We start from the raw sequence: 14449 nt of genomic DNA, 5'->3' as shown, positions 1-14449 counted from the left end.
CAGAGACGGGTCACAGCACGGACCGGACAGCCTCCGCCACGCGTGGCATGGATTGGTCGTTCAGACCCGCCACGTTGACCCGACTGGAATCGAGCATGTAGATACCAAACTCTTCCCTGAGCTGCCGGACCTGCTCCGGGGCAATACCGAGGAATGAAAACATGCCCCGTTGACGGGCGATGAATCCAAAATCACCGGCAGGTGCAAGCGCTGCGGCAAAGGCATGACGCAGATGGAGAATCCGCTCACACATGCCGTTCAGTTCGCTCTGCCACTGGCTGCGCAACCCTTCGTCTCCCAGGATGGTCTCGACGATGGCCGCCCCATGGGCAGGCGGCATGGAATAATGGGAACGGATCACGCTCAGGAGCTGACTGGTAGCCGCTTTCTGGGCGTCCGCCGTTTCCCCGATCAGCATCAGGGCGCCAGTACGCTCCCGATAGAGACCGAAATTCTTGGAACAGGAAGAGGCAACCACCATTTCAGGAACCCGGCTTGCCACATGCCGAAGCCCTGCGGCGTCGGCATCGAGTCCGTCCCCCAGACCCTGATAGGCCATATCGACAAACGGCAGCAGGCCTTTCTTCAGCATCAGATCAGTGACCTGCTGCCACTGGTCGACGGTCAGGTCCGCGCCGGAAGGGTTGTGGCAACAGCCATGCAGCAACACAACGTCACCGGCGCTGGCCTGCTCCAGGGCACCCATCATGCGGTCGAAATCCACCTGAAGTGTCTGGCTGTCAAGGTAGGGGTACTCGCGGATCGCCAGACCGGCGCCGCCAAGCAGAGGCAGGTGATTGCCCCAGGTTGGCGTACTGACCCAGACGGTCGTGTCCGAATGGCACAGCCGCAGAAATTCCGCGGCCATGCGCAGGGCACCGCAACCACCGGGCGTCTGTACCACCGATACCCGCTGATCACGAATCAGCGCATTGTCGGCACCAAGCACCAGATCGGCGATGGCCTGATTGAAGCCTGCAGAGCCGGCCGGCCCGACATAGCTTTTGGTCACTTCCTGTTCCAGCAGGCGGCGTTCGGCCTCATGAACCGCCGCCATGATCGGTGTATTGCCAGAGTCGTCCTTGTACACCCCAATACCCAGATCAATCTTGTCGTCACGGGGATCGTCCCGAAACGTCTGCATCAGTTGCAGGATCGGATCCTGGGGTAACGGCTTGAGGCCTTCAAACATGGTTTTCCTCCTTCACATCGGCCTGAACGGTCCGGATCAATGTCGGCCGACCGGTATCCAGTGCCTTGAACAGTTGTGCCTGTTTCTCCTGGATCGCTTCGGCCGCCTGCTCGCGAACCGGTCCAAAACCGCGAATCTCTGCGGGCAACTCGGCCAGCTGCAGGAAAGTTTCATGGTTGTCCGCATTCAGTTCCCGAACGATCCGGTCAACCAGCGTGCGATAGTCATTCAGGAGAGACCGATCCAGCTTCCGATCCGCGGAATAGCGGAACGGATCCAGGGCCGTTCCTCGCAGACCGCGCAGTTTGGCCAGCAGTTTGAACGCCCGGAACATCCAGGGCCCGAACTGCCGCTTCTTCGGACGGCCCCGGGCATCCAGGCCCCGATTCAGGATCGGCGGCGCCAGATGGAAGTGAACCTTGTAGTCCCCTTCAAAGGTGTTACTGATTTCTTTCATGAAATCGGTTTCCGTGAACAGCCTGGCCACTTCGTATTCGTCCTTGTAGGCCATGAACCGGTAAAGCTGTTCGGCAACCGCCCTCGTCAGCAACAGGCTGTCCGACCCGAGTTCCTGCTCGGCCTTGCGCACCTGGTCGACCAGATCCCGATACCGATCCGCCCACTGGCGATTCTGGTATTGCTCGAGGTGGGCATGCCGGGTCTGGATCAATGCATCCAGGGAGGGCTCCACTTCGACCACGTCCGGTTGTTCACCGTTGCTCTCCGCCAGCTTGGTCACGACATCGAGACGCTCGGCGGCGACCCGCCCCCAGCCGAAGGCTTCCTTGTTGCGCTCAACCGCGACACCGTTGAGCTCAAGCGCCTTCATCAGTGCGTCTTTCGATAGCGGCAGCAGCCCTTTCTGCCAGGCGAACCCGAGCATCATCACGTTGGAGAACACGGTATCCCCCATCAGCTTGTCTGCCAGGGCATTGGCATCCAGCGCGGCGAAATGATCCTCACCAACGGCATCACGAATCACGCCCAGCCGTTTGTCCGCCTGCATGTCAGCGTCCCGGAACAACACATAGTCCGCCGTGGGCAGTTCGGCCTGGTTCGCCACCACACGGGTGTGATTCGGCCGCAGTACGCTGAGTGCTTTCTGGGACGAGGCGACAACCATGTCACAGGCAATCACCGCATCGGCCTGCCCGTTGCTGATTCGAACCTGGTGGAGCCTATCCGGAGACGGCGCCATGCGCACGTAGCTGAGCACGGTACCGCCCTTCTGCGCGAACCCCATGAAGTCCAGGACCGAAGCACCGCGGGATTCCAGGTGCGCGGCCATGGTAATGACCTGGCCGACGGTGACCACCCCCGTACCACCAACACCGCCAACGAGCAGATCGTAGGAGCCATTGAGCGCCGGCAGAGTGGGTTCCGGCAGGCTGGACAGGTTGTCCGCCAGCACGGATCCGGTATCCATCCCCCGGGACTTGCGGAGCTGACCGCCCTCGACGGTCACGAAGCTCGGACAGAAGCCGGACACGCAGGAGAAATCCTTGTTACAGGAGGACTGGTCGATCTTGCGTTTGCGCCCCAGCTCGGTCTTGCGCGGAACCACCGACAGGCAGTTGGACTGCACCGAACAATCACCACAACCTTCACAGACATGGGGATTGATGTAGGCGCGCTTGGCCGGATCCGGGAACTGACCACGCTTGCGGCGCCGACGCTTCTCGGCGGCACAGGTCTGGTCGTAGATCAGCACGGTACAGCCCGGAATCTCGCGCAGCTCCCGCTGCACCTGGTCCAGCTCGGAACGGTCGTGGAAGGTGACATCCGACGGGAACAGGGCTTCATGCCCCTTGTATTTTTCCGGCTCATCGCTGAGCACCACCACCCGGCGAACGCCCTCCGCCTTCACCTGCTGGGCGATCATTGGCACGGTAATCTGACCGTCCACCGGCTGGCCACCGGTCATCGCAACAGCGTCGTTGAACAGGATCTTGTAGGTGATGTTGATGCCGGCCGCTATGGCCTGGCGAATCGCCATGGAACCGGAATGGAAATAGGTTCCCTCACCCAGATTCTGGAACACGTGAGGATTGCCTGTGTACCGGCTCTTGCCGATCCAGTTGACGCCTTCACCGCCCATCTGGATCAGCGACTCGGTGTTACGGCCCATCCAGGATGCCATGAAGTGGCACCCGATGCCGGCCAGCGCTTTGCTGCCCTCCGGAACCTTGGTGGAGGTATTGTGCGGACAGCCCGAGCAGAAATACGGCAGGCGCTTCACCCCGCCGGGGTCCATTGCATCGGTCATCTGGTTGATGGCGCTCAGACGATCGCTGAAATCCACATCGAAGAACCGAGCCAGCCGTGCCGCGACGTATCCGGCCACCAGCTTCGGGCTGAGTTCGCCCACGTACGGAATCAGCGGTTGCCCGGATTCGTCCTATTTGCCGGTGATCAGAACCTCGCCGGGGCGATCCGGTTCGGACATGTATTCCTTAATCTGGCTCTCGATGATGCCCCGCTTTTCCTCGATGACCAGCACTTCCTGCTTGCCATGGACAAAGTTCAGGATGCCGCGACGTTCGAGCGGCCACACCATGCCCACCTTGTAGATATCGAGCCCCATTTCAGCGGCTCTGGCCTCATCGATACCCAGCAGGTCCAGTGCCTCCAGCAGGTCCAGGTGCCCCTTGCCGGTAGTTACGATGCCAAAACGGGCCTGCGGATTATTGAACAGGCACCGGTCAATCGGATTGGCACGGGCGAACGCCTGGACGGCGGCAAGCTTGTGCTCAATCCGTGTTTCCAGCTGGGGACCAGGCAGGTCCGGCCAGCGATAGTGGAGGCCGTCGGCCGGTGGCGTGAAGTCATCGGGAATCTGGAACTCGGGCAACGGCGGCAGCTCCACGGAAGCCGCGCTTTCAACGGTTTCCGAGATGGCTTTGAAACCGACCCAGCAGCCGCTGTAACGGGACAGCGCATAACCCCAGAGGCCGAACTCCAGGTACTCGGCAATGTTTGCCGGATTGATCGTTGGCATGAACCACGCCATGAATGCCACATCGGACTGGTGAGGCATGGAGGACGACACGCAGCCATGGTCGTCGCCGGCCACGACCAGCACGCCGCCGTGAGGGGAGCTGCCATAGGTGGTGCCGTGTTTGAGCGCATCACCGGCACGGTCTACACCCGGGCCCTTGCCATACCAGAGCCCGAAAACCCCGTCGACCTGGCGATCGTCGTCTGTTTCGACCTGCTGGGTGCCCAGCATGATCGTTGCGGCCAGGTCTTCGTTGATGGCCGGTACGAAATCAATGCGTTTCTCATCCAGCAGATCCTTGGCCTGCCAGAGCGCCTGGTCATAGGCACCCAGCGGAGAGCCCCGGTAGCCACTGACCAGCCCGGCGGTGTTCAGGCCGAGCTTCTTGTCCAGGGCTGCCTGCATCAGCGGAATCCGGACCAGTGCCTGGGTGCCGGTCAGGAAAACCCGGCCGGATTCCCGAAGATATCGATCCTCGAGCCGGTAGTCGTCGAGTTGAGGTGTACTGGCGGTCATGGTCGCCCCTCCGGTTGTCGATTTTATAACCAAAATTCTAGAGGGAAGGGCTTCAAAGGTGCTTGCTTTTTCATGCAGGCGGACAGCACGACGTGCAATATTCTTTGATAAATGACAATATTTAGAAATATTGTTTTGATATTTATGGGTGTTACCAAATGAAACAGGTCAACCTCGACAAACTGGACCGTCGCATTCTCGATGTCTTGCAGCAGGATGGGCGAATCAGCAACCAGATGCTCGCGGAACAGGTCGGCCTGTCTCCCGCCGCCTGCTGGCGCCGGGTACGAACCCTGGAAGAAGCCGGCGTTATCGTGGGATACAGCGCCCGGCTGGATCCCGAGGCCATGGGCCAGGGCCTGTGCGTACTGGTGAATCTCTCCCTGCAGCGACACACCATCGACAGCACGGCGGAAATCGAGCGGGAGGTCAGCAGCTATCCGGAGGTCCTGCAGTGCTTTGCCGTGACCGGCAATGCCGACTTCGTGTTGCGGGTTGTGGTGCCGGACATGGCCAGCTACGACCAGTTCCTGAACGAAAAGATCTTCACCCTGAGGGGAATTGCCCAGGTAAACTCCAACTTCGCCCTGCGCGAGATCAAGAACACCCATACCCTGCCGGTCAGCGAGTGATGGACAAGGACAGAACCGCCCGGGTCAGGGGAATTGCATACCCCCGCATCGCCATTGCGCGTATCCAAGGCGGCGCAAAGTGACTATACTGTGACCTTTGTCATGCATCGCGCCGCGATGCCCTGCCCTCCGAATTCCGAGTGAATCAATGTCAGAAACGTCCTTTGCCGACCTGGGGCTGGATGCAGCCGTACTCGAAGCTGTCACCGCCGTTGGCTATGAAACACCTTCGCCCATCCAGGCGAAATCCATTCCGGCTCTGCTCGCCGGCCGACATCTTCTTGGGGTTGCCCAGACCGGTACCGGTAAAACGGCGGCCTTCGCGCTGCCGTTGCTGAGCCGAATCGATGCCTCAACCGCAGAGCCGCAAATCCTGGTGCTGGCCCCGACACGGGAACTGGCCATCCAGGTCGCTGAAGCGTTCACAACGTACGCCAGCAAATTCCGGCAGTTCCATGTGCTTCCCATTTATGGTGGCCAGGACTTCGGCCCCCAGATCAAGGGCCTTCGCCGTGGTGCCCAGGTCATCGTCGGTACGCCGGGCCGATTGCTCGACCATCTGCGCAAGGGCACACTCAAGCTCAACAGCCTCAAGGCGCTGGTGCTGGACGAAGCCGACGAAATGCTGCGTATGGGCTTTATCGATGATGTCGAAGCCATCCTGGCGAAAACCCCCGAGAACTGCCAGCGCGCACTGTTCTCCGCCACCATGCCGCCGCAGATCAAGAAAGTCGCCCAGACCTATCTGAGGGATGCGACCGAAGTCCGGATCGAGAGCGAAACCCGCACCGTGGAGCGGATCTCCCAGTTTGTGCTGCCGGTCTACGCCGAACGCAAACTGGACGCGCTCACCCGCATCCTGGAAGTGGAACCGTTCGACGCGTCGATCATTTTTGTGCGCACCAAGGCAGAGACCACACTGCTGGCTGAAAAGCTGTCAGCACGCGGCCACGCGGTTGCGCCGCTCAATGGCGATCTGAACCAGCGCCAGCGTGAGCAGACAGTGGAAGATCTCAAGCGGGGCAAGAAGGACATCATCGTTGCTACCGACGTCGCCGCCCGCGGCCTTGATGTGCCCCGGATCACCCATGTGATCAACTACGATGTGCCTTACGACACCGAAGCCTACATTCACCGGGTCGGCCGGACTGGTCGTGCCGGTCGCGCCGGCAAGGCCATCCTGCTGGTCACACCGCGTGAGCGCAGCTGGTTGAGAACCCTGGAGCGAGCCACCAACTCGCCCATGGAGTCTTACCAACTGCCCTCTCCTGCCGATCTCCAGAAGATGCGGGTACAGCAGTTCGAGACCCAGCTGCTGGCGTTCGCCGAAGACGGCAAGCTGCCCAAGGCGATGGCACTGCTGGACGAGATTGCCGAGCGCAACGATATGGACATGGCGATGATCGCCGGTGCCATGGCGTGCTGGATGGAAATGGCCCAGCCGGGCGCATTGCCGCTGGAAACACCAGAAGCGCTGCCGGAGATTTCCGCAGCACCCCGCCGTGACCGCAAGGGCCCGCCGCCGGGCAAGAAGAACTTCCGCAAGGGCCCCGGCAAGGGCTTCAAGAAAGACGCCAAGCCCGGCCACCGCAAGGGCGGCCCGAAGGGCAAGCCCGCCGGCAAAGGCGGCAAAACCCCGAGCAAGCGCCCCGCCCGCTAAGCGGTGCGGCGCTGGTAAACGATGAAACTGTAGTCGTAGGGATTGTTATCGGACGCGGAGAAATCCTCCCGTCCGATTTCTTCCCACTCATCCCAGTTCACTTCCGGAAAGAACGCATCCCCGTCCACCTCGGCATGAACCTGGGTAATGTAGATGCGGTCGACTCTGGGCAGGGCCTCAGCGTAAATCTGTCCGCCCCCGATGATCATCACCTCGTCTCCCCCTTCCAGCTCAGCCTGGGCTGTCGCTTTCACCAGCGCATCATCCAGCGACGCGGCGGAAACGGTACCAGCCGGGGCCTCCCAGTCCGGATTACGGGAGATCACCACGTTCATACGTCCCGGCAACGGCCGACCGATGGAATCCCAGGTTTTACGCCCCATGATGATGGGTTTGCCCATGGTCGCCTGCTTGAAGTAACGCAGGTCGCCGGGGAGATACCATGGCAACTTGTTGTTCCGGCCGATGACCCGGTTTCGGGACATGGCTACGATCAGAGCTGTTCTCATCTCCGGTCCTCTTGACGGTGGAGTCTGGCTTTAAGAGTTCTTACTTGGGGGCTGCAAAAGGGCGGGAAGTGTTGACCAAAAAACGCCTCAAGGCATCCCTGCGCGGCTTGGGCTCCGCCATCCATGGCTCCGCACATTTTTGGTCAACACTTCCCACCCTCTTGCGATTCAACCCGGGGCAAACCGCCCAGCGCACACTCCCAGGTTGCTGACAACCCGATCTCAAAGTCGAATTTGCTACTCAATTATTCTTTTTCAGGTCGTCGATCACGGTAATGCGAACGCAGTGCAGCGGGCGGGGCTTATCGAAAATGTGCGGAGCCATGGATGGCGGAGCCCAAGCGTACAGGGACGTATTTATAGCGTTTTTCGATAAGCCCCGCCCGCTGCATTGCCACCGCCGAAACAACCGGACCGCGATTAAAGACTAAAAGTCAGATCGCAATAGGCGCCTTGATCACAGGATACGGCTCATACCCCTCGAACTCGAAATCCTCAAGTTCGTAATCAAAGATGCTTTCGGGCTTGCGCTTGATGACCAGTTTCGGCAACGACCGCGGCTCGCGCTTGAGCTGCTCAAAGACGATGTCGTCGGTCAGATGGTTCTGGTAAAGGTGACAGTCGCCAAAGGTATGCACAAACTCACCCACGCCGAGGTCACACTGCTGGGCGATCATGTGGGTCAGCAAGGCATAGGACGCGATATTGAATGGCACACCAAGGAACAGGTCGGCACTGCGCTGGTACAACTGACAGGAGAGCTTGCCGTCGGCTACGTAGAACTGGAACAGGCAGTGACACGGAGCCAGTGCCATCCGGCCTTCGCGGACATTGTCCTGCGGACTGATGGACTCGTCCGGCAGTTCCGCGGGGTTCCAGGCGGAGACGATCAAGCGCCGGGAATTGGGTTTGGTCCGGATCTGGTCGATCACCTCACTGATCTGATCCACCACCCGGCCATCCGGGCACTGCCAGCTTCGCCACTGTTTGCCGTAGATCGGGCCGAGGTCGCCATTTTCCAGTGCCCACTCGTTCCAGATGGACACTTTCCGCTCTTTCAGCCAATTGTTGTCCGTCGATCCACGCAGGAACCACAGCAGCTCGTAAATGATGCTCCTCAGGTGGACTTTCTTGGTCGTCACCAGAGGAAAACCCTCCTGGAGATTGAAGCGAAGCTGACGCCCAAACACCGAGCGAGTCCCCACACCGGTGCGATCGCCCTTGTCGAAACCGTTGTCGACGACGTCTTGCATCAGGTCAAGGTAGGCTTTCATGCCGAATGTCTCCGGTAAGCGATAGCAATGAGAATGGCGCCGGCAAGGATCATGGGCGCAGACAGTACCTGCCCCATGGTCAGCCAGTTGAAGGCCAGGTACCCGAGCTGGGGATCCGGCTGCCGGACGAACTCCACAAGAAAACGGAATATGCCATAGCAAAGCAGGAAGAGACCGGATACCGCCATCCTAGGCCTGGGTTTGGCCGAGAACCACCAGAGGATGAGGAACAGGGCAACCCCTTCAAGTGCAAACTGATAGAGCTGGGACGGGTGCCGCGCCAGAGCGTCCGGTGCCTTGGGAAAGACCATGGCCCAGGGCACATCCGTGGGCTTGCCCCAGAGTTCGCCGTTGATAAAGTTGCCGATCCGGCCCGCACCGAGGCCGATGGGGACGAGCGGCGCGACGAAATCGGCAATGCGCCAGAATCCGGCATCGACTTTGCGGCCATACCACCACATGGCGAGCATCACCCCGAGCAATCCGCCATGGAAGGACATTCCGCCTTCCCAGACCCGGAACAACCAGAGCGGGTCGGCGAGGAACAGGTCGAAATTGTAGAACAGGACATAGCCCACCCGGCCACCGAGAATCACGCCGAGTGCCAGGTAAAACAGGAGGTCCCCCATCTGTTCTTCGTTGATCGGAGACCAGGGCTTGCGGGTGCGTAACCGCCCGAGCCACCAGCCGGCCAGGAAGCCAAGCAGATACATCAGCCCGTACCAGTGGATCTTCAGCGGGCCGAGGGAGACGGCAATGGGATCGAACTGCGGATATTTGATCATCAGAGACCTGTCAACTCAGGAGGAAACGGAGCCCCACGATCAGGAGCACGGTGGCAAAAATACGTTTGAGAATTCTGGCATTCAGGCGGTGGGCAAGATTTGCGCCCACCCGTGCAAAGAGCACGCTGGTCAGGATAATACCGACCAGCGCCGGCAGATAAATGAATCCGACACTGTAGTCCGGCAGGTTCGGATCCTGCCAGCCGGTCCAGATGTTGCCCAGCGCTCCGGACAGGGCGATCGGCAGCCCACAGGCAGCGGAGGTGCCGACTGCATTCTGCATGCGCACGTTACACCAGCTCAGGTAGGGCACCGTCAGCGTACCGCCGCCGATCCCGAAGATGGCAGAGGCCCAGCCGATACCGACACCAGCGGCTCCAAGCCCGCCGGTTCCGGGGATGTCCCGGGAGGGCTTCGGGTTCACCTCCAGATACATTTTCAGCGCCACCAGGATGGCAAACACGCCGATAATCAACTGCAGAGCGCGGCCACTGAGGAAGGCGGCCGTCCAGGCCCCGGCGATCGCACCCAGAACGATGCCCACGGTCATTGGCCGGAAAATATCCCAGCGCACCGCACCGTGATTGTGGTGGGAGCGGATTGACGACAGCGACGTAAAGACGATGGTTGCCAGGGAGGTACCGACAGCCAGATGCGCTGCGACGTCCGGGCTGATCCCCTGCACACCGAAACTGAAGATGAGGACCGGCACGATGATCAGGCCGCCCCCGATGCCGAACAGGCCCGCCATGATCCCGGCCAGTGCGCCAAGCGCCATGTATAATGCGAATACGGTTACCAGGGTCATCGTCATATACGCCCAGAAGAAAACAAGGCTGGTATGATACACACCGTTCGTGGCAAGTTCATTCCCCAACCTCACGTTCTCTGGAGTCGACTCCGTTCATGTGTCTGATCACATTCTGCCTGGGCCAGAACCCCCATTTTCCACTCGTGGTGGCCGCCAACCGGGACGAATTCTTTCATCGCCCGACAGATCCGATGGCCTGGTGGACATCGGACTCCGGGCTGCGGATTCTTGCCGGGCGGGATCGTCAGGCCGGAGGAACCTGGCTCGCGATCACTCCGGATGGAGAGGTATCGGCCGTAACCAACGTACGCGAGGGCACGCCGGAGGCGGGGCGATCCACCCGCGGCGAACTTCCGCTGAGAGCACTGGAAGAGCAGCGCTCAGAGCTGTTCCGTTCTCTGGCAAGCGATCCCGACCGCTACGCCGGCTTCAACCTGATCCAGTTGAATCAACAGAGTGGCTGGTATTTCAGCAACCGGGACGCGCACCCCGGCCGGCACCTGCACCGGGGCACCTACGGCCTGAGCAATCACCTGCTGCAAACACCCTGGCCCAAACTGCTAAGGCTTCGACAGGCCGTCGACCGGATTGTGGAAACCGCCGATGAAGACGCAGATGCACTGCATCAGCAACTGATTGCGCGACTCCAGGACTCCGAACCCGCGCCGGACCGTTTTCTCCCGGATACCGGGGTTGGTCTTGCCACGGAACGCTTCCTGTCGTCCCCGTTTATCGTGGGCGACGACTACGGCACCCGGGCCACCACCGTCGTTACCGTCTCCCGCAGCGGGAATATCCGGGTGACCGAACAGAATTGGGGACCAGGCGCGGCAAAAGCCGGCTGCCAACGCTTTGACTGGCAGCGATAGCGCTCCGGCTCTGATATAATCCGCGAAATTCTGCACCCGACCGGAGGGCCTGATGGCCGGTGAAAAAGACACCACATCCCTTGCCGACTTCGAAAAATCACTGGATGAGCTGGAAAAGCTGGTCCGGGATCTGGAACAGGGCGAGTTGTCGCTGGAGCAGTCTCTGACTGCCTTCGAGCGCGGGGTCAAACTGACCAGGGAGTGCCAGCAGGCACTGAAAAGTGCCGAACAACGCGTCGATCAGCTGGTAGAGAACAGCGACGGCACTCTGGAAACACGCCCCTTCTCTGCGGATGACGCCGACTGATGAGCGAACAGACCCTGGACGCCACTCGCTTTCTCGACAGTTGCCGTGACCGGGTTGATGCGGAGCTGGATCGCTGTATCGACCGGAAGGCCGCATCGGAGCGGCTTCAGGAAGCCATGCGCTACAGCGTACTTGGTGGCGGCAAACGAATCCGGCCAGCACTCTGCCTGGCGGCCGCCAAAGCCGTCGGCGGCTCCTTTGAGTCGGCGCTGGTGCCGGCGTGTGCGGTAGAACTCATCCACGCATACTCCCTGATCCACGATGACCTGCCGGCCATGGATGACGATGAGCTTCGGCGCGGGCGCCCCACGACCCATATCGCCTTTGACGAGGCCACAGCAATTCTTGCCGGTGACGCCCTGCAGGCCCTGGCGTTCGAGATGCTTTCACAGAGCTCCACGCTGGACACCGAAGCACGGCTTGCCATGATCCGCGAACTGGCGGCCGCCTCCGGTCATCGGGGTATGGTGGGCGGCCAGGCGATCGACCTCGAGTCGGTGGGTCGAACACTGACCCTCGCGCAGCTTGAAACCATGCACCGCCACAAGACCGGGGCGCTCATTGAGGCCAGCGTTCGCATGGGGGCGCTGGTTTCCCCAGAATTGGACGAACCGGCGCTCGACGCCCTCACCGCGTTCGCGCGATCACTCGGGCTGGCGTTTCAGGTTCAGGATGACCTTCTGGACATTGAGGGCGCGACCGAAGTCATCGGAAAACCCCAGGGCTCCGACGCCGCCCGGGCCAAACCAACGTATCCGGCGCTGCTGGGACAGGAAGGCGCCCGTCGCCATCTGTCGGACCTGCTGTCCGACGCCCATGAAAGCCTGCGGGCGTTCGGGCCGGAGGCAGACCCACTGAGAGCGATGGCGGACTTTGTGGTGGCACGAACCCATTGAACCACCCGGCGCCAAAGGCGCACACTTGCGGTACTGATTCTTGAACTCATTGGACGACTCCAAAAGACCCGAGCAAATGCAGGACACATATACATTCAGGGAAATTCCCTTGCAGAGGCCAAACACGCCGCTGCTGGACCGGATCGAGGTACCGGCACAATTGCGTGAGCTGCCACCAGAGCAGCTGACTCAGCTGGCCCGCGAACTCCGGGCGTTTCTGCTTTGGTCGGTCGGACAGACCGGTGGCCATTTCGGTGCGGGGCTCGGGGTTCTGGAACTGACCGTGGCCCTGCACTATGTATTCAATACCCCGGAAGACCGTCTGGTGTGGGACGTCGGGCATCAGGCCTATCCTCACAAGATCCTGACCGGACGTCGCGAACAGATGGGCACGATTCGCAGGAAAGGTGGACTGGCCGGCTTTCCGAAAAGGGCCGAAAGCGAATACGACACCTTTGGCGTGGGGCATTCGAGCACGTCCATCAGCGCAGCCCTGGGCATGGCGATCGCGGCCCGCATGCAGAACACCGGCCGCAAGAGCATTGCCGTCATTGGCGATGGTGCCATGACCGCCGGCATGGCGTTCGAAGCGCTGAATCACGCCGGCCACCTGCACGCCAATATGCTGGTGGTACTCAACGACAACGACATGTCCATTTCCCGGAACGTGGGCGGACTGTCCAACTATTTTGCCAAGCTCCTCTCCAGCCGGACCTACAACCAGGTTCGGGATGGCAGCAAGAAGGTGCTTCAGGGTGCCCCGCACCTGATGGCACTGGCGAAAAAGACCGAAGAGCATTTCAAGGGCATGATCGCACCGGGAACGCTGTTCGAGGAACTCGGTTTCAACTACATCGGGCCGATCGACGGTCATGACCTGCCCCTGCTGGTGGAAACGCTGGAAAACATCCGTGAGCTGGACGGTCCCCAGTTCCTGCATGTGGTCACCACCAAGGGCAAGGGATTTGCCCCGGCCGAAGCCGATCCGATCGGCTACCATGCCATCAACAAGATCGAACCGGTGCCGCCAACCCGGCCGGAGCCGGTCAAGAGCACGCCGTCACGCCCCAAGTACGCGAATGTGTTCGGCCAGTGGCTATGCGACGCGGCGGAGCAGGACGAACGGATTGTCGGTATCACGCCGGCCATGTGTGAGGGCTCGGATCTGCTGGCCTTTTCACAGCGCTTCCCCGACCGCTACTTCGACGTCGCCATCGCCGAACAACACTCGGTCACCCTCGCCGCAGGGCTTGCCTGCGACGGAGCCAAGCCTGTCGTTGCCATCTATTCCACGTTCCTCCAGCGCGGCTACGACCAGCTGATTCATGACGTCGCGATCCAGAACCTTGACGTTCTGTTTGCGATCGATCGTGCGGGCCTGGTGGGTGAGGATGGACCGACCCACGCCGGCGCGTTCGATATTTCCTATCTGCGATGCATTCCCAACATGGTGGTCATGACACCGTCGGACGAAAATGAAACCCGGCAAATGCTCCACACCGGCATGTTGTTCGAGGGTCCCGCCGCCGTCCGTTACCCCCGGGGAACCGGGCCCGGCGCCGAGATAGAACCGACTCTTGCCCCGCTTCCGCTGGGCAAGGGCCGTCGGGTTCGGGAAGGCACCAACGTCGCAATTCTCAACTTCGGCACACTGCTGGCCCCTGCGCTGGAGGCGGCCGAGGCTCTCGACGCCACCGTAGCGGACATGCGCTTCGTCAAACCTCTCGACGAAGCACTGGTCCTTGAACTGGCAGAGCAGCATGACCTGCTGGTGACGCTCGAGGAAAACGTCGTGGCCGGCGGCGCCGGCAGCGCCGTGACGGAGTTCCTGAACGGCCGGGAAGTTTCCCAGCCGGTTCTGCAGCTGGGCTTGCCGGACACGTTTATCGACCACGGGAAACATGCCGAGCTGCTTTCAGATTGCGGACTGGACGCAGAGGGCATACGGGAACGGATCGCCAAACGTCTTCAACACGTCCGGCTCAAGGCCGTGAAGTAAC

11 protein-coding genes and 1 pseudogene are annotated in these 14449 nt (G+C 60.9%); 6 read left to right on the top strand and 6 right to left on the bottom strand.

The features are described from left to right. Positions 1-10: 10 nt before the first annotated feature. Together MSNKSG1_RS00270 and MSNKSG1_RS00265 are read right to left on the bottom strand one after the other, a co-directional pair. On the bottom strand, positions 11-1192 hold the full coding sequence (locus MSNKSG1_RS00270) for an amino acid aminotransferase (RefSeq protein ID WP_008937220.1): 1182 nt from the start codon (positions 1190-1192) through the stop codon (positions 11-13). Next, positions 1185-4706 (bottom strand): annotated as a pseudogene (locus MSNKSG1_RS00265) (indolepyruvate ferredoxin oxidoreductase family protein). The gene MSNKSG1_RS00270 and the pseudogene MSNKSG1_RS00265 overlap by 8 nt, the downstream one beginning before the upstream one ends. A gap of 158 nt (positions 4707-4864) precedes the next feature. Between MSNKSG1_RS00265 and MSNKSG1_RS00260 the strand changes: the two are divergent. Both MSNKSG1_RS00260 and MSNKSG1_RS00255 read left to right on the top strand, forming a co-directional pair. Then, positions 4865-5338: an Lrp/AsnC family transcriptional regulator gene (locus MSNKSG1_RS00260; protein ID WP_008937219.1), complete on the top strand. Its 474-nt coding sequence runs from the start codon at positions 4865-4867 to the stop codon at positions 5336-5338. A gap of 148 nt (positions 5339-5486) precedes the next feature. Then, positions 5487-6998, top strand: coding sequence for a DEAD/DEAH box helicase (locus MSNKSG1_RS00255; protein ID WP_008937218.1), 1512 nt, complete (start codon positions 5487-5489; stop codon positions 6996-6998). Here MSNKSG1_RS00255 and MSNKSG1_RS00250 read toward each other — a convergent pair. The 4 genes from MSNKSG1_RS00250 to MSNKSG1_RS00235 all read right to left on the bottom strand — a co-directional run bounded on the left by MSNKSG1_RS00250 (position 6995) and on the right by MSNKSG1_RS00235 (position 10374). Next, entirely contained in the window at positions 6995-7507 is a 513-nt protein-coding gene (locus tag MSNKSG1_RS00250; RefSeq protein ID WP_008937217.1) for a dihydrofolate reductase, read from the bottom strand. The two genes, MSNKSG1_RS00255 and MSNKSG1_RS00250, sit on opposite strands and share 4 nt — an antisense overlap. 434 nt (positions 7508-7941) lie before the next feature. After that, positions 7942-8781, bottom strand: a complete 840-nt coding sequence (locus MSNKSG1_RS00245) for a thymidylate synthase (RefSeq protein ID WP_008937216.1) — start codon at positions 8779-8781, stop codon at positions 7942-7944. Further along, positions 8778-9566, bottom strand: a complete 789-nt coding sequence (lgt, locus tag MSNKSG1_RS00240; protein WP_008937215.1) for a prolipoprotein diacylglyceryl transferase — start codon at positions 9564-9566, stop codon at positions 8778-8780. Before lgt ends, MSNKSG1_RS00245 begins: the two co-directional genes overlap by 4 nt. A 10-nt stretch (positions 9567-9576) precedes the next feature. Further along, positions 9577-10374, bottom strand: coding sequence for a sulfite exporter TauE/SafE family protein (locus MSNKSG1_RS00235; RefSeq protein WP_040886489.1), 798 nt, complete (start codon positions 10372-10374; stop codon positions 9577-9579). Positions 10375-10472: 98 nt separating this feature from the next. Between MSNKSG1_RS00235 and MSNKSG1_RS00230 the strand changes: the two genes are divergently transcribed. The 4 genes from MSNKSG1_RS00230 (at position 10473) to dxs (ending at position 14448) form a co-directional block, all read left to right on the top strand. After that, on the top strand, positions 10473-11246 hold the full coding sequence (locus MSNKSG1_RS00230; protein WP_008937213.1) for an NRDE family protein: 774 nt from the start codon (positions 10473-10475) through the stop codon (positions 11244-11246). A 52-nt stretch (positions 11247-11298) separates the two neighbouring features. Further along, entirely contained in the window at positions 11299-11553 is a 255-nt protein-coding gene (locus tag MSNKSG1_RS00225) for an exodeoxyribonuclease VII small subunit (RefSeq protein ID WP_008937212.1), read from the top strand. Further along, complete coding sequence (locus MSNKSG1_RS00220; RefSeq protein WP_008937211.1) at positions 11553-12449, top strand: polyprenyl synthetase family protein; 897 nt, start codon at positions 11553-11555, stop codon at positions 12447-12449. Before MSNKSG1_RS00225 ends, MSNKSG1_RS00220 begins: the two co-directional genes overlap by 1 nt. A gap of 76 nt (positions 12450-12525) precedes the next feature. Then, complete coding sequence (gene dxs / locus MSNKSG1_RS00215; protein WP_008937210.1) at positions 12526-14448, top strand: 1-deoxy-D-xylulose-5-phosphate synthase; 1923 nt, start codon at positions 12526-12528, stop codon at positions 14446-14448. Position 14449: the final 1 nt, after the last annotated feature.

Origin of the sequence: Marinobacter santoriniensis NKSG1 (genome assembly GCF_000347775.1) — a bacterium.
GTDB lineage: Bacteria > Pseudomonadota > Gammaproteobacteria > Pseudomonadales > Oleiphilaceae > Marinobacter > Marinobacter santoriniensis.
Note: the sequence above shows the minus strand (reverse complement) of the source record. Positions and strands in the feature narration are given on the sequence as shown.